This is a genomic window from Algoriphagus aquimarinus (assembly GCF_007997215.1).
GTDB lineage: Bacteria > Bacteroidota > Bacteroidia > Cytophagales > Cyclobacteriaceae > Algoriphagus > Algoriphagus aquimarinus_A.
Genome location: NZ_VORW01000001.1, coordinates 752,036 through 771,850 on the forward strand (window position 1 = coordinate 752,036; position 19,815 = coordinate 771,850).

The window sequence follows — 19,815 nt, forward strand, 5'->3', positions numbered from 1 at the left end:
AAGTGCTAAGCTTGAAATATTAAGGCAAGAATTGGAGGAAATCTTCAATTCTTGCCTTTTTTTAATTAATTACTATTCATATCCGCTTTTCTGACAGTAAAGAGACCAACGCATTATAGGTTTTGGTTAATACTAGCACTGAGGCCGCTTCGGTCACCGGTCTTCCGACCAGCAGTCTTATTTAATTATTTATCAAACATCGGCGGGCGTTTGGCTTGCCAATCTGTATTTTTCTGGATTAGATTTCCGAGCATAACCAGTTTTTCTTCTTCGAAAAGGTTAGCTAATAATGTGATAGAAGTCGGTGCACCTTGCTCATTGAATCCGTTAGGGAGGCAAAGTGCAGGGTGGCCAGTTAGATTGGTGATCTGTAGCTGGGCACCACCAAAACTAGGAGTAACTATTACATCATATCCTTTCATTATTTCGTGCATTTCCTGAATCAGGATAGTTCTTTGCCGAGCTGCCTGTACGTATTCCACAGCAGGGATAAACCTTGCCGCACGAAAGGTATTTGGCCATGCATTTTTATGTTGGGCAACGAGCTGATCATCCCATCCTAATCTAGTCAACTCATCAAATGCAGCCGCACCTTCCACGGATAGCATGATTTGTATTGCTCTTGGGTTTACCGAGGTTGTTAACTCTACGGGATGAAGCTCATAACCTTGTTCTCTAAGCAAATCCAATACATCAGTATTGTTTTTCATGCTTGGATTATCTCCTTCAAAATATGATTTGAAATACCCTATTTTCAGTTTCTTCAGGTCATTTTTCGCAGAGTAATTAAAAGCTGCTTGTATCGAACTGGCATCCATTTCGTCCTCCCCATTGATTACAGATAGAATAATACCATTATCCAGCGCAGACCTGGAAATCGGACCGATTTTATCCATTGACCAACTTAAGGCCATTGCGCCATTCTTGCTTACTCTTCCGTAAGTTGGTCTAAGGCCAGTCACACCGTTTCTAGTAGAAGGAGATACGATTGATCCCAAAGTTTCGGTACCCAGTGCAAAAGGAACCAACGCTGCACTTACAGCTGATGCTGATCCAGCAGACGATCCACTAGACCCCTGAGCTAGATTCCACGGGTTCTTAGTCACTCCACCATACCAAACATCTCCCATAGCCAAAGCTCCAAGGGTAAATTTGCCTACTAAAACGCCTCCAGCCTCATTCAATTTATTTACTACTGTGGCAGTCATTTCAATTTGCTGGTCTTTGTATGGCATAGCTCCCCAGGTAGTTTTTGTGCCTTTTACTGCCAAAAGATCTTTGATACCATACGGAATGCCATGAAGTGGGCCACGATATTTTCCTGCAGCCAATTCAGCATCCATCGCTTTTGCTTTCTCCAAAGCCGAATCTTCTAATAGCGTAATCAGGCATTGCAGTGTATCAGAGTAGGTTTTTATGCGGTCCAGATAGATTTTTGTCAATCGCTCACTGGATATTTTTTTTGATTTGATCAATAGAGCAAGCTCGTGAACGGGCATATATGCAATATCAGATTCCTTATCTGGTAGTGAGATTTGTGTAGCCAAACCCCAATCCAGCGGTTTTTGATTTTGATCAGGCTTGAATCCTGTTGGCAGTGGATTGAAAACCAAAGCCGGCGCGACGGAGTTGTCCAGCTTTATTTCCCGAAGTGACTCATATCTATCCCGCTGATTTTTTAATGAGCCTAGCATGCTATCTTTTTCTGCTGGAGTAAAAGACAAGCCAAAAATCTCAGATGCTCCTTCTATAGAGTTAGGAGTGATTTCACCCGAATTTCGTCCAAGTGTAAATCCTAGTAACAAACAGGATACGGCGCCGAGAAGTATAATAGCGGCAGAAGAAAGTGTGTTTTTTGATTCCATTGAATAGTTTTGTAATAATGTAATCCCACAATGATGAGGGCATGTTCAATTACCCAAGATAATTAACCTATGGATCAAAATCTTTCCTTTCCTGTATTCCCTATGCATTTTCGTGGAATTCTCCTGCTTTCAGGGATGTACACGATAGCTTGGTCTGCTATTTTCAGAATGATGGGTGGATCTATAGTAAACTGGCTTGCTGACGGAACTGTAATAGATGCTAGCCTGCCAGTTTCTTATTATGGAGGTTTTGGAATAGTGGTAGGCTTGCTGATCTTTTTTAGCGCATTTTATCCAGTCAGTTGGGTTTACCTGATTATTGCAGGCATCACTGGTAAAATAATCCTCGCAATCTGGTTTTCGCTAGGTTTTTTACCTGACTTAGGATGGAACAAGCGTACTGCTTTTCAGTTGATTTTTAATGAAATACTATGGCTTGTTCCTTTGATTGTGATTTTTCTTCGTGCGCTACAGGTGAAAACCTATATTTCCGAAAGGGCTGAATAGGTCTTTAATAAAAGCTAATTACTATTTTGTTTAAAAGGGCACAAAAAAAGGCTGACAATTCGTTGTCAGCCTTTTTGTTGAATGGGTAATTTTGATTAGGTCAATAAAATCAAAATCAAAAGAATAATGATAATTGCACCTACGGAAATATAAACTCCGCTACCAGCACGCTTAGCTTCTTCCTTCATGTCTTTTAGTTCCATTCGAACGTCCTTCTTTTCGTCCTTACTCATGGTACTAAAGTCCATTGATTTAATCTCGTCTACCCTAGCCTCGATTTCCACGAGTCGCTCTTTCTGAGCTTCAGTTAATTCAGTTTTTTCTTTTTTGGAGTTTTCGTCATTTGCAGGTGCAGCGAACAGCATGTTTGCGGAGAAAACCAATGCGAGAATTGCGAATAATTTTTTCATAGGTTGTTTTTTTATGGTCAGATTATCCATGTCCCCAAATTTACCGCCAAACTCTGTCGGAGTGCACGGGATATAGCCAGATTTTGGGCGGCTGCTAGCCGAAAATTTGTAACTTACGCGGCTATTATACCATTGGTCTTTTACCAAAAATCATCCTGAAATGTCCCAAAAACAGCCCTGTAAGCTTTTTTTACTTGATGCCATGGCGCTTATCTATAGAGCGCATTTTGCCTTCAGCAAAAACCCTAGAATTAACTCCAAAGGATTGAATACTGGGGTGATGTTGGGCTTTACTAATACCCTACTTGAAATCGTAGATAAGGAAAAACCTACCCACATTGGGGTGGCATTTGACACTCATGCCCCAACTTTCCGGCATATTCAGTACGAGCCATATAAAGCTAATAGACAAGAACAACCGGAAGATATCGGGATTGCAATTCCTTGGGTGAAGGAAATTGTGAAGGCCTTCAATATCCCGATTTTAGAGCTTGATGGATATGAAGCAGATGATGTCATAGGGACTTTGGCCAAGCAGGCTGAAAAAGAAAATTTCACTGTCTATATGATGACTCCAGACAAGGATTACGGTCAGTTGGTGGATGATCATATTTTTCTCTACAAACCAGCCTTCATGGGCAATGCTGTAGATATCATGGGCCCAAAAGAGATATGCGCAAAATGGGATATAGAAAATGTAGATCAAGTCCGAGACATTCTAGGACTTATGGGAGATGCTGTAGATAATATTCCTGGGATTCCTGGAATAGGCCAAAAAACTGCAGTGAAACTGCTGAAGACTTACGGAACGGTAGAGGAATTGGTGAAAAACACTGCAGATCTGAAGGGTAAGCAAAAAGAGAATGTGGAAAACTTTGCGGCGCAGGGAATTCTTTCCAAAGAACTCGCGACCATCAAGTGTGATGTGCCTATCGTATATGTAGAAGAGGATCTGAAATATGAGGGAATCGATGAGGAAAAAGTACGCGCCATCTTTGCCGAACTTGAATTCCGAACGCTAGCATCACGCGTATTTAAAGGCACCGATAAAAAAGCAGCAATTCAGAAAAATGATCAATTAGGTCTTTTCGGGGAAGCACCTGCCCCTTCAGCTAGAATTTCTCAAGAAATAGAATTCGATGAGGAGACGGTGAACGTAGCTGAGCAGAAAGCTCCTGATACCATACATAGCAATATTCAGAATTATCATAAAGTAAAGGGAAAGGCTGAGATCCTTGAACTGGTAGAATACCTTGAGATCCAGAAAGAGCTGTGCTTCGATACCGAAACCACTTCTATAAATCCAATGGAAGCTGAGCTCGTTGGGATTTCCTTCGCCTATGTGACTGGAGAAGCCTACTACATTCCATGTCCAGAAAGTAGGGAAGAAACTCTGGAGATACTGGCGCTTTTGAAACCAGTTTTCGAAAATGAAGCAATCTTAAAAATCGGGCAAAACATTAAGTACGATATTCTAATCCTGAAGAATTACGATATAGAAGTCAAAGGAATTCTTTACGATACCATGCTTGCGCATTACCTGATCGATGCAGACGGCAAGCATTCCATGGATTGGCTAGCCAAGCAATACCTGAATTATGAGCCCGTTTCTATCACAGAATTGATTGGGAAAAAAGGCAAAAATCAAGGGACCATGCGTGATGTAGATGAGGACGAGGTGACTGCCTATGCCTCAGAAGATGCAGATATCACGCTAAGACTGAAAGCTGAATTTGATCCATTGCTGAAGGAAAACAACTTAGAGAAACTTTTTGATGAGGTAGAGAATCCACTGATCAATGTGCTCGCTGATATGGAATTCGAAGGAATTCGTATAGATACAGAAAGCCTGGCTGAGATGTCGATTTTGCTGGAAAAAGAGAGTAAGGAAATAGAGAACAAAGTCTATGAAATGGCTGGTGTTCGATTCAACTTGGCTTCGCCAAAGCAGCTTGGAGAAGTACTTTTTGATAAATTACAACTCGATCCAAAAGCTAAAAAGACTAAAACAGGGCAATATGCTACGGGTGAAGAGGTCTTGAGCAAATTGGCTCATGAGCATGAAATCATCCAGAATATTCTGGATTTCCGACAAATGGTAAAGTTGAAGTCTACCTATGTGGATGCTCTGCCACTGTTGATCAATTCCAAAACGGGAAGGATTCATACAACATATAACCAGTTTGTAGCAGCCACTGGCCGACTTTCCTCTACAAATCCAAACCTTCAAAATATACCTATCCGAACAGAAAGAGGTCGCGAGATTCGCAAGGCTTTTGTTCCTAGAGATGAAAACCATATCCTGTTGGCAGCGGATTATTCTCAGATCGAATTACGGATTATGGCTGCTTTCTCAGGGGATGAGTCTATGATTGAGGCTTTCAAAAATGGTAGAGACATTCACGCTACTACAGCGGCAAAGATCTTCCAAGTTCCACTAGAGGAAGTAACTTCTGATATGCGTAGAAAAGCCAAAACTGCCAATTTTGGGATTATTTACGGCATTTCTCCTTTTGGACTTTCGCAGCGTTTATCCATTCCTAGAAGCGAAGCCAAGGAGATTATTGATTCGTATTTCAAGGAATTTCCAGCTGTGAAAGAGTATATGGATGGAGCTATAGAAAAAGCGAAGACTCACGAATACGTGGAAACTATCCTTGGACGTCGCAGATATTTGCGAGATATCAATAGCCGAAATGCTACCATGCGTGGCTTTGCAGAGCGAAATGCCATCAACGCACCGATTCAAGGTTCGGCTGCAGATCTGATCAAAGTGGCCATGATCGATGTGCATAAGTGGATGAAAAAGGAAAACCTCAAGTCCAAGATGATCCTTCAGGTTCATGATGAATTGGTCTTCGACGCGCATATAGACGAGGTCGAAATCCTAAAAGCCAATATTCCCGGCCTGATGTCCAACGCCATCAAAATGGCTGTTCCAGTAGAAGTGGAAGTGGGCACGGGAACGGATTGGCTTCAGGCGCATTGATAGTAGTATTAAGATCTTAGAGATAAATATCAAGTACTTCGATATTTAAAATTGAAATATTGAAAAATTTGAAAATTCCGAATCGGGCCGATTGACTGTCTAATTGCATCTCTGAAGTCCCAAAAAATTTCGTAAATCAAAAATCCAATATCTTCCATCCAAAATGGCTAAAACAAAAACCACTTTCTTCTGTCAAAACTGCGGAGCGCAGAGCCCAAAATGGCTAGGCAAATGCCCTGCCTGTGGGGAGTGGAATACCTATGTGGAAGAAATCGTGCAGAAGGAGGAATCTGGAAAAGGATCTTGGAAGACTCCGTCTGCAGGAATGAAAAAAGCCAGCGTACCCAAGAAAATTCATGAGGTCAATTACGAGGAGCAGGCAAGATGGATCACCGAAGATCCTGAGTTGGATCGGGTGCTCGGTGGAGGAATTGTACCAGGTTCGTTGGTGCTGATCGGTGGAGAACCTGGGATAGGCAAGTCTACCCTGATGCTTCAGATAGCCTTGATGCTAACTGGAAAAACGGTACTGTATGTTTCTGGTGAGGAAAGTGAGTCCCAAATCAAGATGCGAGCAGATCGTATGGAAGCAAATAATCCGCTTTGCTATGTGCTCTCAGAGACGAACACGCAACAAATCTTCCAGCAAATCGAGGCGCTGAAACCAGACTTTTTGATCATAGATTCCATTCAGACGCTTACTTCACAATTTGTAGAATCAGCCGCAGGCTCAGTTTCACAGGTGCGGGAATGTACCGCTGAGCTGATGAAATTTGCTAAGGAAACAGGAACGCCGACATTCCTGATCGGACATATCACGAAAGATGGATCCATAGCTGGGCCGAAGGTATTGGAACATATGGTGGATACCGTTTTACAGTTCGAAGGAGACCGACATCTGACCTATAGAATTCTAAGAACTTCCAAAAACCGCTTTGGCTCGACTCATGAGTTAGGCATTTACGAGATGCGAGCAGAAGGTCTGCGAACTGTTTCTAATCCCTCGGAAATCCTTCTTACCCAACGTGAAGAGGTACTCAATGGAGTAGCTATCGGAGCGATGATGGAGGGTAACCGACCATTACTGATAGAGATTCAGTCACTCGTGAGTCCAGCGACTTACGGTACTCCGCAGCGTAGTAGCACGGGGCATGATGCTAAGAGATTGAATATGCTTTTGGCTGTATTGGAGAAAAGAGGTGGTATGCGCCTAGGCCAGCAGGATGTATTCCTGAATGTAGCCGGCGGACTTCGTGTCGATGATCCAGGTTTGGATCTGGCAGTTTGTGCTTCGCTGATTTCCAGCTATGAGGACACGCCGGTTTCGGAAGAGATTTGCTTTGCTGGTGAAGTGGGACTTGGAGGAGAAATCCGCGCGGTAAACCGCATCGAAAGCCGAATCTCTGAAGCTGAAAAGTTGGGCTTCAAAAAAATCCTAGTCTCTAAATACGCTGTGAAAGGACTTGATCTTAGCAAATACAAAATCGAAGTAATGGCTGTGAGTAAGTTGGAAGAAGTATATCAGCGGATTTTTTAAGAGACTGTTTATAAAGTGGCTTCGCTAGGGTATCTTTTTACCCGCTTTAGGGAATTATTGACTATGCAAATAGACCAAAATAAGCAGATTTGGTCGCTGAGGAGCACTATAGTCACTTATCGCTAGTCAAAAATACTAGGTCTGATTATTGAAATATGCTAGAAAATATTACGGTCAATAGCGACTGTATTAGCAACATAACACAACTCATTAATCATGAATTTAAAACGCATTTTTGGAGCGATTTTGACAATACTTGGAATCGTTGGAATGATATACGCCGCAATTCTATTTGTAAATTCTCCAAACGATAATATGAATATAAAATCACTGGTAACTTATGGTATCCTTGGTTTGGTTTTTTTTATGTCCGGTGTTGGTCTGGTAAGAACCACCAAAGACGAGTAAAGTTTGACCTGCCTAAGTGAGAATGTTTGGATAGCTAAGCTTATTCAAACAGCAGGCACGGTGTACTAGTCCATTTCTTGAAAAGTAAACCTATTTTTTAGCCTCGATCTTCACATGATCGCCAGTCATCAAAATCCTGCGATAGCCATCTTTGGTGTCGTTGCTTACTTCCTTTCCAAGCACTTTTACTTTGGAGTATTCTTCAGGAAGCTCAATGGACAAACCCGCTTTCTTTTGGGTTTGGGTGATTTCTACGGTGATTAGATCGGTGTCAGAGCTGATGCTTATGTTTATTTTATTGTCATCAATCCACAGATTCTCAATGGAAGCCTCTTTCCATTCTTTAGGCAAATTTGGGCGAATGTAGGTGACACGACTTTCTAAATCAGCCTGAATGCCGAGTAAGTCCAGAAGTAGTGGTTGTACACTTTGATAGTCTACTTGTATAAGGTCATTTTGGCTATAGAATACTTCCTTATCGATTTTCTCTACATACTGCTTACTGAAATCTTCCAGCATTTGATATTTCCAGCCTTCCTCGCTTTCCAGGCCATTGACAATGTCTTTTCCCACCTGAAACAAACCAAATTCATATTTACTCCATTCATATGCTTCTTGGATTTCTTGTTCAGGAATGCTGATTTTCGACGTGGAATAAAGGGAATCTATCAGTGCAAAATTTTCGTCCCAATCCGAAAATAACCCATCTCGGAGATCTGCGAAAGTCTCAATCGCCGTGAATTCACCCTGATCAGAACCTGCGATGAAAACAGGAATTATTCGCTCTTCATTAGCAGCTAGCTCCAAGGTGATTTCAAATCCTGCACTAGCACCAAATGTGGATACTTCTCCCGCACAATCTGAGTTATTTTGGCTCATGCTAAAATCGGTAGAGGTTCCCCAGACCGCAAACCAATTATTTGCTTCGTCTTTGGCAGTGAAGATTCCCGTTATCTCATCAAAAATAATCTGATCTGCAGCATTGCTCCCAAAACTGCTATCCATCAAAATGCTAGGTTTGAGATCTGTGTTGGCTTGGAACAGGAACTGGATGTTTTTTGGTGACTTATCCACATTCTTGATGGAATAAAGTAGCGTGATTCCAAGTTTGTCTTTACTGATAAATTGTAGCTGATTTACTTCGAGGCCATCATTCTCTAGTTGGAAATGCTGCTTGCTAGCGAAAGGATATTTAGTAATGTCGACTGGATTGTCTAGACAGATCGATTCAGTTTCAGTTTTGACAGCGGCGGTAAACCCACTGAATAGCTGGATAGTTTCCAACGTAAGTTCCTGCTGCTTTCCGCTGAGTAGAATGTTCTCATTTCCCAATGAAAAGCTGGAAGCATCATTAACTAACACCGAAGGCAATTTCTCCAAACTATCAAAAAGCATTGCTTCCTCGGATTGAGGGCCTTGGCAGGAAATAGAGATGAAAAGGACTACTGGAATTGCGAGAAAAGAATATTTCATGGAGACTGAATTTGCCTGCAAAACTACATCGTTTTGCCTACTTCCTTCCAAGTCACCAATTGCACCTTATTCTTTTTCAATAGTTCTCTGGCTTTTTCACTTGTGAAGAAATCATAATCCGCCTGTCTCCAAGGAGCATGGTATGTGTCGTGTCCTTTGGTCACCGCATTCATTTCGGCATCGTCAAAGGCCAAGTGGATCAAGATCACATTCAGTCCTGAAGTCAGATTATTGAGCGATTTTGTATAATAAGCCTCCATTCCTGCCTCGTAATCTTTTGGCTCAGCCATAAAAAGCTGATCGACCACAGGGAATTTATCCACATTTATTCCTTCGAATAAGGCGGAATTTGGTTTTACAATGCCATCTACCATTTGCTGATTGATCATAGCCGGAATATTTAACTCCTGTGCAATCTTCAGATAGGATTTGAGATATTCTGGTCGACCATAGAAAACGCAGCCCATGTGAGAATCAAGATGAGTAGGGATGATTCCCATCTGATTGGCAGCTTTAATCTGTGCACGAATTTCCATTTCCACTTCCTCAGGACTTGCATTGGCAGTCACTTGAGCACAATCTGGATACATATGACCTTTTTCATTTGCCAAGCCAGGGACAGCTGTTCTACCAGCTTCTGGGCCCCAGTTGAAATTAAACCATTCATTCGTCAGCGTAATGTGAATCCCAATATCAGCATCTGGCATTTCTTTCGCCATCTCACCCACTTCCGCAGACCATCCCGTAGGCACCATCATGCTCGTGGAGCTCACGAGACCTTTTTTCATAGCATCAAAAGTCGCCTTAGTCTGTGAATGTGACACTCCCACATCGTCACCATGAATGATTAGAAGTTTGGCATCGCTGGGATATCCAAGCTTTTCGGCTAGGTTTTGGGAAAAAGTAAGGGTTGGCAAAAAGGCCAAAAGAAACAAGAAATAGCGTAGGTTTTTCATATTAGGTCGTTGTTTAGCAAAAGATAAATAATCCAGCGTATTCTTAACTCTTATGCTCCTTCGATTTGATTCTGAAAACCCAGAGATAAGTGAAAAATCCCAGGAACACTTGCAAAATGGCAAAGTACAACCACGTGGAGGGTTCTTTCAGCGGTTCAAAGTTGATGGTATTATTGTAATACAATTTTGAAACAACTAAAGCAGTCAATGTAGCAGGGAGCACTATAGCCAACCAAAAGTTTAAAAATGATCGATAGATAAATGGAGTTGGCTTTTTTGGAGCTGGACGTTTTGATTGGTGTTTTTTCATAATGAGATAAGAATTTGCCTTTTCGATCTGGTTCAGACTCCTTCTTTAAATTTCTGTGATTTGGGCTTAAAGTCTCTAAAGTACATCCAAAGCCCAAAAATGACTTGAAAAATCAACATTTTGACATAGGTGGATGGAAGCTTGAAGAATTCCCCGCTAATTGATCCTTTGAAAAGTTCAGTGATGATAATTGTTAAAATACTAGCCGGCAAGATATATACTAACCAGAAATTGAAAAATGAACGGTATAAGAATGGTGCCTTCTTCATGAAAGGGATATTGATTTTAAATTCTGCTTGTTATTAATACTCAAATTTAAACTTTCTCAAATCCGATGGAATCATTTTTTTGCGCTCAGATTCTAGTTGGTAGAGATATTCCCCTAATTCCGTGAAGAATGGGAAGCCAATTTCATCGTACTCATATTCGTCGTCATTGAGCGTTTCGTCGGCATTTACATAGATTACCGCTGAGACAAAAAACTCAATTCCCTTTTCGAAATCCACATAATAACTGGCATCGATCAAGTGTCCATAAGCTTCTCCAGTTTTATTGAAAATTCGGAAGTTTGCAGGGAAATCACTTTTATCATTTCCATTGAGGTAGAATTTAGAATACTTGTCCCAATAATCTGTATTTGGATACTTTGGGAAATCACTCTCTGCAGGAAGCATACTCATGTATTTCAAGACAAAACTCCTATGATCCTCATTGATGGTAAATCGATCAAATTCCACAAAAGACATTGGGAAAATGATTCTTTCCACTACGCCATGGAGATCAGAAAGTGCCAATTTATTCTTGAAAGTAAAGTCCATTCCATCATTTACCAGAGAGTCACCTGCGTAAAAGGCCTTTCCAATTGTTGGGTTATCAACATTTGAATAGATCGTTTCAGTGCTACGCTCGGGGATTTCCAATAGCACTATACCCTCAGAATCCACAAATCGTATCGGATTGAGAATTCGGTTCTCCTCTGGGCTTGCTGAATAGCTAAGTCTGTGATTGATAATCGTGTGTTCTAGTCCTTTTTCTTTGAGCTTTTGGTTGATGTATTCTTGTCCCAGCAACTCATACAATCGGTTATAGGCATCATTATCTGAGACCAGAAGGATCTTTTTGATGTAATGGGCGATGCTCGGTAGCGAGTCTTTGGCACTGAAATCTACTACAGCGGGAATTTGAGAAGGCCGAACAGAGTCAATCAGCATAGTGGTCTCTGCTGTCAAGCCTTCAATATTTTGCTCTTCCAGCCATTCCAACGCCAGCAATGCAACGGGAAGTTTTACTGTAGAAGCTGGATAGAAATAACGGGTATCATCCAGATTCACAGTGAAATCTGTAAACAAGGCATTGCCATGTTCGTTGCGTTCTATACGAGTATAAATAATCTGGACTTGGTACTTATCCACATTATCAAGAACCTTTTGGAGTGCTGGAAAATCCTCCAAGCCATCTTCAAATGGTACTTTATCCTTGGATGTGCACCCCGAAAAAAGAAGGGCTAAAAGTGCAAGCTGGGTTGAATATTTCATCATGGAGCCAGATCTTGGATTAGTTGATTCAGATACATTAAATCTTCTAATTCGTGAAAGGCTGATATCACGATTCTGTTCACGCTTGGACTTTCAGGCGTTGGATATGGAAAGGAAGAAGTAATAATTCCTGCCTTTTCAAATTCATTCACCCAAGTGTCATCTGTATATACAAATGCAGGGAAATTTCGGCTGCCTTTTATTTGAGCGATATTGGCCGTTTCCTGCGCAAAAATTCCACAGGCATCTTCCAACCAGCTTTTTTTCTTCTTGTATAGGTTCTCCATATCCAAGAAAGTCTTCAGATGTGCTGGAGATCCAGGAGATGCACCTCCGAAAAGTGGAGTTGCCTTGATCTTATAGATCTGCGATTCCTGACCCAAGATTATTCCAGCCGGCAATCCTAACCCTTTACCCAGCGATCCAGAAACGAGTAAGTTGATATTCGGATCAGTCCATTTCTGGTAAGTGCCATAGATGCTTTTTCCAATCGCCCCAAAAGCATGGCTATCGTCAATCAAGAGACTGACGTCATGTTTTTGGGCTATTTCTTTCACCCAATCGTAATCATGTATTTCGCAGGTAAAAGGATCTACGGCATTTGCTATTAATAGAATCTTGCGTGGAGATAGGCTTTCAGACAGCTCTATACAATGATTTTTCCATTGTATAAAATCTAATTGAATAGAAGGTGAAAGATTGTCGGGGACTATTGCCGAATGCGCATCTGGTGCTATCCAAGTCTCATCAGCATCTTTGTAAAGTGATCTCCATGCTGCGATTCCCGCTAGATATCCAGAACTGAGAACAGCAGCAGATTCGGATCTAGCTTTCTGAGCAAAGTGATTTTCGAAATCATCAAAGACATTAAGACGAATATTATTGATTCTGCTTTGTCCGTGATTTGCTCCAAATAGAAAGAGATTATCAGATAAGGCATTCAGAAAAGTCTTGTCCTGCGCTATGCCCAGATAGGAAGTTCCGCTAAAATAGAGGTATTCTTTTCCTTCTACTTTGATCGTCCGACCTATTCCAGAATCCAGATATTGATTTTTCAAAGTGGTAATTTATTTGGCGAAAATCTGAGTTTCGTCTTGAAAGGATTTGAATTCCAGTGCATTTCCGCAAGGGTCTAAAAAGAACATAGTAGCCTGCTCTCCTACTTCGCCTTTGAAACGGATGTAAGGTTCGATTACAAACTCAATTCCTTGTGCTTTCAATTTATCTGCAAGTTCATGCCATTCGCCCCAAGGCAAGATTGCCCCGAAATGTCGAACGGGAACGTATTTTCCATCCACTGTATTGGTGTGAGCCAAAGCCAGTTCCTCCGGCTTAATGTGAGCGGAAAGTTGATGACCAAAGAAGTTGAAATCTATCCATTTGTCGGTGCTTCTACCGATCTCACAGCCAAGAAGATCTCCATAAAAAGCGCGGGTTTCAGCAATATCCCTGATAGGGAAAGCCAGGTGAAAGGGTTTAAATTGGTTCATAATGTGTACTTTCGTTGAGGGTTTTTCGGCTTCAATTTAGTTGTTTATTCCCTAACTATTATGGAGAAAGGTAAATCGGTATCATTGGTTTTGAGCAGCGGTGGAGCGCGGGGATTAGCGCATGTGGGAGTGATCGAAGAGTTAGAAAAACGTGGTTATCACATTGCCGAAATTGCAGGTTGCTCTGCTGGTGCTCTTGTTGGGGGAATGTATGCAGCTGGGAAAATGGATGAATTCAAGGATTGGATTTGCCATTTGGACAGGTTGGATGTCTTTTCTTTGATGGATTTCACTTTTTCCAGCAGAGGATTTATTAAGGGCGAGAAGGTGTATAATGCCTTGAAGAAAGTGGTCAAGGATTGTCAAATAGAAGACCTGAATATTCCTTTTTATTGCAATGCAGTTGATTATATCAGTGGGAAGGAAGTAATTTTTAGAGAAGGTAGTTTGTATACTGCCATTCGTGCATCAGGAAGTATTCCTACCGTTTTCCAACCAGCGCGCCATCATCGATATGAACTAGTTGATGGTGGAGTATTGAACCCAGTCCCGCTCTCGCTTTTGCGAAAATCAGACGAAAACATGATCGTGGTGGTTGGTCTGAACGCGGGGGATTCTGAATTGGTAGTACCTCCTAAAAAAGATTCGACGGGCAAGAGCTATATTTCCATACCAACATGGGTTTCCGACTATCGTGATAAAATGAGACAGTATTTTCCGGAACAGGTAAAAGAAGAAAAGCCTGCTTCTCTCAGTTCTATAAGTCTTATGACCCGCTCGTTTGATTTGCTCCAAGATCGATTTTCTGCCTTGTTGATAGAAAAACATGAGGTCGATATTTCTGTTCAAATTGCCAGAAATCAAGCAGGGACTTTGGAGTTTCATCGAGCAGAAGAACTGATAGAAATAGGCCGGGAAAAAGCAATTCAAGCGTTAGATAAATGGGAAAATGAAAATAGCTGAACTGAATAGACTTCTGGGAAATATCGATATCTATCTACTAGATCAGATTCTTAAAGGTAGGTTTTCGACAGAGATGAATATTCTTGACGCGGGTTGTGGAGAAGGAAGAAATGCTGTCTATTTCATCAATGAGGGATACCAACTATACGGAGTTGATCAAAATGAAACTGCGATTCAGTATTGTAGATACATGGCAAAAAGTCTGGATAAGAGTTATGACGCCCATAGATTTCAAGTAGCTGGATTGGAGGAAATTCCATTTCATCACCAAGCCTTTGATGCTGTTATTTGTTCTGCGGTACTTCACTTTGCGAAGGATGAAACCAATTTCTGGAAGATGATCAATGAAATGCTTCGTGTCTTGAAACCAGGTGGAATTTTATGGTTTCGGATGACGACAGCTTTTGGGGGCATTATAGAAAAAAGCCAAGATCTTGGAGGAGGAAAATACTTGCTACCCGATGGATCAGGAAGGTTTTTACTGACTGAAGCTCATGTGGATAAGTTGCAAGAAATGGGCTTGAAATTTCTGGAACATCCCAAATCTGTGTTGGTTCATGGACAGCGAGCGATGGGAGTTTTTGTGATGGAAAAGGGTTGAGAATAAGGGTTCACCTATTCTTCACTTGGTTTTTATACGTAAACCTTAGCTAAGAACTCGTTAATTTTCCTAATTACTAATTCACTATTTTCTTCCGATAAAGCATCCATATGATCGCCTAGTATGTCTTCAGATGTAAAGCTTTCTTTGGTGATGTTTTTCCATTGCGCAACATCCTTATTTGACGTCATAGCAGATGCCGTTGAGTAAAAGTATAGCAGGTTAGAAATTTTTTCTAATGGCTCGGATTGAGAAATAAAGAGGTGTACACTCTCTTCGAAAGGACTCACAGCGTGTTTTTTTAAAGTTGCTTTTTTAATGCCATATCGTAAAACTAAGTTTCCTACTTGATGAATAGCGCTCCGAAATGGTAAGGTACGAAATCGATGATAGATAGGTATGAGACGATTTTGGATAGGAATTTTTACAACCGCGTCTTTTCTATACCATGGCGAATCAATTAATATCAAGGCTCCTCCAAGCTTCTGATTGATTTTGGCGGCTATGAATCCATTAAAACTAATTGCGATAAATACCGGCTGAGGAAAAGGCTTTAACAAGTCGAGTACCTCTTCCATGATTTGCTCTGGGTGATGACCTTGTAAGACCTTAAAGGTGTCGATTCTTAAATATGCTAAATTAAAAGTTTCAGAACCTAGCGGCTTTTTCAATAAAGAATTAAAAGAGATATTATAACCCGTTTCTATCAAAAAGAAGTTAGGAAGATGAGGTTTTGGATCAGAATTGAGCCATTGAATATGAGGTAAGGGTTGTTCCTCGTTCGTATTTGTCAAGAATTGAGCAAGCTTGCTGATAGTTCTATATTGAAACAGCACATGGCTTTCTATTTCTTGGTTAAGTTTCTTGGCTAATTCATCCACGACAAACACACTTAGAAGAGAGCTGCCTCCAAGGTCTGTGAAAAAGTCCGCATCTAAATTATAAATGTTGACTCCTAACTGCTGACACCAAACCTGGTGAATCTGGTGGGTAATAGGGTCTTTAATCTGATCCGAAATGTTAGAGAATTCCTTATTTTGGGCCATCTCGAGCATCTTATTTTTATCGATTTTTCCATTTGCATTCAATGGAAAATCTTTAAACTCAAGATAAACGCGTGGTAAAACCTCGGATTTGATTTGGCTATTTATTGAGTTACTAGTTGAGTAATCTGAGTCAACTTCATTTATCTCCAAGCAAGCGATCAAATAGTCAAAGCCATTTTCATCTTTGTTCATGAGGATTTTGCAGTTTTCGGAATGACTGACGAAGCAAATTATTTTCTCCAACTCATTAAAATTGACCCACTTTCCATTTACTTTTTGCAGAGAATGAGTCCTCCCTGTAAGCCGGAGAGTCCCGTCGTTAGAGAAAAACCCACAGTCTCTGGTGCGGTAAACTCGATTATCACCTTCCTGCTCATGTGGAAGTAACTTTCCATTTTTATAATAGCCTAGACTGATATAAGGAGAGTGAATTACCAGCTCTCCTTCCTGATTGGTAGGACAGTCATTTCCTTTTTGATCCAGAATCTTAATGGTTTTATTTCTTACAGGGAACCCTTCATGAATCAATTCCCATGGAGTATTTTGATTGATTCGTAGTTGGCTTAGAGTTCGGGTCTCTGTACTGGCGTAGGCTAATTGGATTTCTGAGTTTTTGGGGAAATAAGAAACAAAAAGCTGGAGATCACTTTCTAAAACAGGTTCCCCTCCTAAGCATAGAAATCGGATTGATTTCGTGTAATCAGCGAGGTTTATGGTGTTGATTCGAGCCAAAGTTCTAAAAGCAGAACTCGTCAAGGTAGCGAAGGTCACTTCTTGCTCATGCCAAAAGTGCGGAATGTCCTTTAAGTTTATTGGGCTTAGATCGAAAATTGCAATACTTGCTCCGGAGATTAAAGCTGGAAAAATGCTGGCCAAAGATGAGCTAAAGGAAGCGGCAAAAATGAAGTCCAATGTGTCCAGCTCCGTGATTTCATTTTCCTCAACTTGCCTATTGGTATCCTCTACGATGGATTGATAGTCATGGACTACATACTTTGAGCTACTTGTACTTCCAGAGGTACAATAGACACAAAAGAGTTTTTTTGCTGTGTCTTCATGTTCCCACCATAGGTCGACCCCCGATACTAAGGAGTTTTTTATTTCATTGAAATCAACAGATAAAATGTCCGCCTTTTTTATCTGATCTCGATCTGTTATCAATAAGCTGACCGGTACTTGTTCCCGCCAAGCGTCTTCTATTCTCTCAGGTATGAAAAAAAAGTGATTGTTAGAGAGTAATATTCCAATGCAGGAAATCAGCTCATCTGTTTTGTTTTTCAAAGAAATACCGATGCACTTCTCTTTTATTCCTTGGTTTTGAATACCTGAAGAAACGGCCGATGCCTGCTTCATTAATTCTCCATAGGTTAGAGAGTGGCCGTTAGCTTTGATCGCTATTCGGTTGGGAAATTGATTTGCCTGAAAGAGAAACTTATCTAGCATGCTGATAAATCAATAATTCCTCAGAAACTGTCATGCCAGTTTTCACCATGTTTTCATAGCTTATGCTATCCTTATAAGCCCACGAAAAAACAGGTTTACTGCCGTTTATTGCTTCTGATCGTTGGATTCTCCAAGAAAGCGCTGATTTGTGTATTCCTAAAAATCTATATTCTTTTAATATAGCACCGACAGATAAAATGGTGAAATTTGGATGAAAATATAAACCAGTAATGCCTACGGGCTTGTTTTTATAATTGATGAAATAGAACTGAAGCCCTTCTACCTTTAGTTTCAATCTAAAATTTTCCTCAACTGATTGTTCATGTCTATTTTCTGCTTCAAAACAAGACAGGTAAAGCCAAGCAAATTCTTTGATGTTTTGCTCCGTGACAGGTACTAGTTCCACTTCGGCAATTATGGGATAGCCAGTAAAATTTTCTGGAATTAATTTCATGATAGAAATCTTTCCTTCGAGCTTATAATCAGGAGATTTTTGGATGATTTCGCTAGATAAGTAATCCCCTGAATCAATCAGAATCTGATGCTTATTTTCGACAATATCGGAATAGAATTTTTTGATATAATCCAGCAATTCTAGACTATTCACCTTTCCAATACAGTAATTAAAATAGTTAATGGGTGTAAACTTAAGAAGTGTCAATTCACCGAAATCCTCTACTGCAATGTGGTTACGAATGGATAAATTGTTCTGGAATGCATCTAGCCTTAATAGGTCATAGTGTAGCAGCGTATTCATATTTGAGGTAAAGTGAGGCAGAGAGAGAATTTGTTTTGTTTAATCAAGTATTTTGAATCGCGAAATACAAGATTTAATTACTATCTATTTTAAAGAATCCAAAAAACCTTGAATGTTTTTGAAAGAAATTCACGCCACTGTTTAGTTTTGACACATTGCCTTTGGACTTGGATGAATTTTTGTGAAAGTTATTTTTGTGCTAATGATAAATAATTCTTAAATGGATTTACAATACGGATTAGAACTAGTTGGGACATTTGTATTTGCGATTTCGGGAGCTTTAGCCATCCGCGAACAGGAGCATGATATGTTTGGAGCTGGATTTACTGGATTTATTACGGCGATCGGCGGGGGAACATTAAGAGATATTTTGCTGGATAGCTATCCGCTTGTGTGGATTGGTGATGTGAATTTTCTGTATGCAATTTTGGTAGGTGTTTTGGCGGCATTTACCTTTCCGAAATTCCTTAGCAAGCTTCGTCGGACTTTCTTTCTTTTTGATACCCTAGGCATCGCTTTTTTTACTGTCTTAGGTGTGGAAAAAGCCTTGAGTCTAGGAGTGAGACCAGAAATTGCTGCGATTATGGGGATGTTTTCGGCCGTAATGGGAGGAGTAATCCGTGATACCCTGACGAATACTTTACCGATCCTTTTCAGAAAAGAGGTTTATGCCTCAGCTTGCTTAGCAGGAGCAATATTTTATTTGATTCTTAATTCTTTTAATGTTCCAAGAGATATCAATCTGTTGGTTTCCATTGTAGTGATCATTGCGATTCGAATGCTTTCTATGAAATATAAATTGAGTTTGCCGAGATTGGACTAGAGGAATTTTCAATAGACAAATTCAAGGCTCAATTTTCAATTTTCCAGATCAAACTTTGCAAATGCTTACCAGAACCTTGGGATAATTGAGGGGACTGCCAGCTTGTATTTTTGATAGGCTTCGCCAAATTGGGCAACAAGCTTTTTTTCCTCAAAATATATCCCAAAAGGCAGGTAAATAACTAAACAAGCTAGATGAACAACAGCCGTGACGGTACCTGAGAAGAGAAAATAACCAAGGAATATCAACACCAATCCTGCATAAAGTGGATGGCGAATCTTTGAGTACAGGCCAGTGGTAACTAGGGTTTCATCTTCTTTTGCCGAAGGATCAAATCCCAGAAACCGCTTCAATGAATAGTTATTGCTTGATTTAGTAAGGATGATAGTGCCAAATCCCGCGAACATATAACCTAGATAGTTTGTCAAATCCCCTTTGGGGATCAAAATGCTTTTAGGGATAAACAGTGCTTGAACCATGATGCCTAAGAAAAGTAGTGACGAAACCAAGGTGTACCCTAAGCGATACCATTTGTGAGCATTTCCCAATTTTCCCTCCAGAATTCTTTTTATCTTGGATGCAGCCAGAACAGAATGAAGTGTATAAAAAACGATCCAGCTGAGAGCTAGGAGTGTATAATTCATCGGGGTATATTAAATTTCAGAGTAACTATAATTTTTATGAAATCGAGCATGACAAAGA

18 protein-coding genes are annotated in these 19,815 nt (G+C 40.5%); 7 read left to right on the forward strand and 11 right to left on the reverse strand.

The window, feature by feature from the left end; translation table 11 throughout:
- Window positions 1–185: 185 nt before the first annotated feature.
- Window positions 186–1,865: an amidase gene (locus ESV85_RS03525; protein ID WP_146914846.1), complete on the reverse strand. Its 1,680-nt coding sequence runs from the start codon at window positions 1,863–1,865 to the stop codon at window positions 186–188.
- Window positions 1,866–1,934: 69 nt separating this feature from the next.
- Here ESV85_RS03525 and ESV85_RS03530 point away from each other — a divergent pair, with 69 nt between their 5' ends.
- A complete protein-coding gene (locus tag ESV85_RS03530) occupies window positions 1,935–2,372 on the forward strand; it encodes a hypothetical protein (RefSeq protein ID WP_146914847.1) in 438 nt (145 codons plus the stop codon).
- Between the two features lie 95 nt (window positions 2,373–2,467).
- Here the strand turns inward: ESV85_RS03530 and ESV85_RS03535 are convergent, their stop codons facing one another.
- Window positions 2,468–2,782 (reverse strand): hypothetical protein, encoded by a 315-nt coding sequence (locus ESV85_RS03535; protein WP_146914848.1) that lies wholly within the window; start codon window positions 2,780–2,782, stop codon window positions 2,468–2,470.
- A 160-nt stretch (window positions 2,783–2,942) separates the two neighbouring features.
- Between ESV85_RS03535 and polA the strand changes: the two genes are divergently transcribed.
- The 3 genes from polA to ESV85_RS03550 all read left to right on the forward strand — a co-directional run bounded on the left by polA (window position 2,943) and on the right by ESV85_RS03550 (window position 7,716).
- Window positions 2,943–5,771, forward strand: a complete 2,829-nt coding sequence (polA, locus tag ESV85_RS03540) for a DNA polymerase I (RefSeq protein WP_146914849.1) — start codon at window positions 2,943–2,945, stop codon at window positions 5,769–5,771.
- 163 nt (window positions 5,772–5,934) lie between these two features.
- A complete protein-coding gene (gene radA, locus ESV85_RS03545; RefSeq protein ID WP_146914850.1) occupies window positions 5,935–7,308 on the forward strand; it encodes a DNA repair protein RadA in 1,374 nt (457 codons plus the stop codon).
- A 216-nt stretch (window positions 7,309–7,524) separates the two neighbouring features.
- Complete coding sequence (locus ESV85_RS03550; RefSeq protein WP_146914851.1) at window positions 7,525–7,716, forward strand: hypothetical protein; 192 nt, start codon at window positions 7,525–7,527, stop codon at window positions 7,714–7,716.
- 90 nt (window positions 7,717–7,806) lie between these two features.
- Here ESV85_RS03550 and ESV85_RS03555 read toward each other — a convergent pair whose 3' ends face one another.
- From ESV85_RS03555 to ESV85_RS03580, 6 genes are all read right to left on the reverse strand, one after another.
- Complete coding sequence (locus ESV85_RS03555; RefSeq protein WP_146914852.1) at window positions 7,807–9,189, reverse strand: hypothetical protein; 1,383 nt, start codon at window positions 9,187–9,189, stop codon at window positions 7,807–7,809.
- 23 nt (window positions 9,190–9,212) lie between these two features.
- On the reverse strand, window positions 9,213–10,145 hold the full coding sequence (locus ESV85_RS03560) for a polysaccharide deacetylase family protein (RefSeq protein WP_146914853.1): 933 nt from the start codon (window positions 10,143–10,145) through the stop codon (window positions 9,213–9,215).
- Between the two features lie 43 nt (window positions 10,146–10,188).
- Window positions 10,189–10,455: a hypothetical protein gene (locus tag ESV85_RS03565; protein WP_146914854.1), complete on the reverse strand. Its 267-nt coding sequence runs from the start codon at window positions 10,453–10,455 to the stop codon at window positions 10,189–10,191.
- A 302-nt stretch (window positions 10,456–10,757) separates the two neighbouring features.
- Window positions 10,758–11,993 (reverse strand): serine hydrolase, encoded by a 1,236-nt coding sequence (locus tag ESV85_RS03570; RefSeq protein ID WP_223275891.1) that lies wholly within the window; start codon window positions 11,991–11,993, stop codon window positions 10,758–10,760.
- Complete coding sequence (locus ESV85_RS03575) at window positions 11,990–13,048, reverse strand: aminotransferase class I/II-fold pyridoxal phosphate-dependent enzyme (protein WP_191321895.1); 1,059 nt, start codon at window positions 13,046–13,048, stop codon at window positions 11,990–11,992. Before ESV85_RS03575 ends, ESV85_RS03570 begins: the two co-directional genes overlap by 4 nt.
- 9 nt (window positions 13,049–13,057) lie before the next feature.
- Window positions 13,058–13,480, reverse strand: a complete 423-nt coding sequence (locus ESV85_RS03580; protein ID WP_146914856.1) for a VOC family protein — start codon at window positions 13,478–13,480, stop codon at window positions 13,058–13,060.
- A 60-nt stretch (window positions 13,481–13,540) separates the two neighbouring features.
- On the opposite strand from ESV85_RS03580, the gene ESV85_RS03585 reads away from it, so the two are divergent.
- Window positions 13,541–14,443: a patatin-like phospholipase family protein gene (locus tag ESV85_RS03585; RefSeq protein ID WP_146914857.1), complete on the forward strand. Its 903-nt coding sequence runs from the start codon at window positions 13,541–13,543 to the stop codon at window positions 14,441–14,443.
- Window positions 14,430–15,044 (forward strand): class I SAM-dependent methyltransferase, encoded by a 615-nt coding sequence (locus ESV85_RS03590; protein WP_146914858.1) that lies wholly within the window; start codon window positions 14,430–14,432, stop codon window positions 15,042–15,044. The genes ESV85_RS03585 and ESV85_RS03590 overlap by 14 nt, the downstream gene beginning before the upstream one ends.
- Window positions 15,045–15,076: 32 nt before the next feature.
- Here ESV85_RS03590 and ESV85_RS03595 read toward each other — a convergent pair whose 3' ends face one another.
- Both ESV85_RS03595 and ESV85_RS03600 read right to left on the reverse strand, forming a co-directional pair.
- Entirely contained in the window at window positions 15,077–17,533 is a 2,457-nt protein-coding gene (locus tag ESV85_RS03595; RefSeq protein ID WP_146914859.1) for a non-ribosomal peptide synthetase, read from the reverse strand.
- Entirely contained in the window at window positions 17,523–18,290 is a 768-nt protein-coding gene (locus ESV85_RS03600; RefSeq protein ID WP_146914860.1) for a hypothetical protein, read from the reverse strand. Before ESV85_RS03600 ends, ESV85_RS03595 begins: the two co-directional genes overlap by 11 nt.
- A 220-nt stretch (window positions 18,291–18,510) precedes the next feature.
- On the opposite strand from ESV85_RS03600, the gene ESV85_RS03605 reads away from it, so the two are divergent.
- Window positions 18,511–19,113: a trimeric intracellular cation channel family protein gene (locus tag ESV85_RS03605; protein ID WP_146914861.1), complete on the forward strand. Its 603-nt coding sequence runs from the start codon at window positions 18,511–18,513 to the stop codon at window positions 19,111–19,113.
- A 65-nt stretch (window positions 19,114–19,178) separates the two neighbouring features.
- On the opposite strand, the gene ESV85_RS03610 is transcribed toward ESV85_RS03605, so the two are convergent.
- On the reverse strand, window positions 19,179–19,757 hold the full coding sequence (locus tag ESV85_RS03610) for a methyltransferase family protein (RefSeq protein ID WP_146914862.1): 579 nt from the start codon (window positions 19,755–19,757) through the stop codon (window positions 19,179–19,181).
- Window positions 19,758–19,815: the final 58 nt, after the last annotated feature.

Bases quoted from the DNA above. Each gene is read 5' to 3' on its own strand.
- ESV85_RS03525 (WP_146914846.1), bottom strand. From the start codon at position 1,865: ATGGAATCAAAAAACACACTTTCTTCTGCCGCTATTATACTTCTCGGC.
- ESV85_RS03530 (WP_146914847.1), top strand. From the start codon at position 1,935: ATGGATCAAAATCTTTCCTTTCCTGTATTCCCTATGCATTTTCGTGGA.
- ESV85_RS03535 (WP_146914848.1), bottom strand. From the start codon at position 2,782: ATGAAAAAATTATTCGCAATTCTCGCATTGGTTTTCTCCGCAAACATG.
- polA (WP_146914849.1), top strand. From the start codon at position 2,943: ATGTCCCAAAAACAGCCCTGTAAGCTTTTTTTACTTGATGCCATGGCG.
- radA (WP_146914850.1), top strand. From the start codon at position 5,935: ATGGCTAAAACAAAAACCACTTTCTTCTGTCAAAACTGCGGAGCGCAG.
- ESV85_RS03550 (WP_146914851.1), top strand. From the start codon at position 7,525: ATGAATTTAAAACGCATTTTTGGAGCGATTTTGACAATACTTGGAATC.
- ESV85_RS03555 (WP_146914852.1), bottom strand. From the start codon at position 9,189: ATGAAATATTCTTTTCTCGCAATTCCAGTAGTCCTTTTCATCTCTATT.
- ESV85_RS03560 (WP_146914853.1), bottom strand. From the start codon at position 10,145: ATGAAAAACCTACGCTATTTCTTGTTTCTTTTGGCCTTTTTGCCAACC.
- ESV85_RS03565 (WP_146914854.1), bottom strand. From the start codon at position 10,455: ATGAAAAAACACCAATCAAAACGTCCAGCTCCAAAAAAGCCAACTCCA.
- ESV85_RS03570 (WP_223275891.1), bottom strand. From the start codon at position 11,993: ATGATGAAATATTCAACCCAGCTTGCACTTTTAGCCCTTCTTTTTTCG.
- ESV85_RS03580 (WP_146914856.1), bottom strand. From the start codon at position 13,480: ATGAACCAATTTAAACCCTTTCACCTGGCTTTCCCTATCAGGGATATT.
- ESV85_RS03585 (WP_146914857.1), top strand. From the start codon at position 13,541: ATGGAGAAAGGTAAATCGGTATCATTGGTTTTGAGCAGCGGTGGAGCG.
- ESV85_RS03590 (WP_146914858.1), top strand. From the start codon at position 14,430: ATGAAAATAGCTGAACTGAATAGACTTCTGGGAAATATCGATATCTAT.
- ESV85_RS03595 (WP_146914859.1), bottom strand. From the start codon at position 17,533: ATGCTAGATAAGTTTCTCTTTCAGGCAAATCAATTTCCCAACCGAATA.
- ESV85_RS03600 (WP_146914860.1), bottom strand. From the start codon at position 18,290: ATGAATACGCTGCTACACTATGACCTATTAAGGCTAGATGCATTCCAG.
- ESV85_RS03605 (WP_146914861.1), top strand. From the start codon at position 18,511: ATGGATTTACAATACGGATTAGAACTAGTTGGGACATTTGTATTTGCG.
- ESV85_RS03610 (WP_146914862.1), bottom strand. From the start codon at position 19,757: ATGAATTATACACTCCTAGCTCTCAGCTGGATCGTTTTTTATACACTT.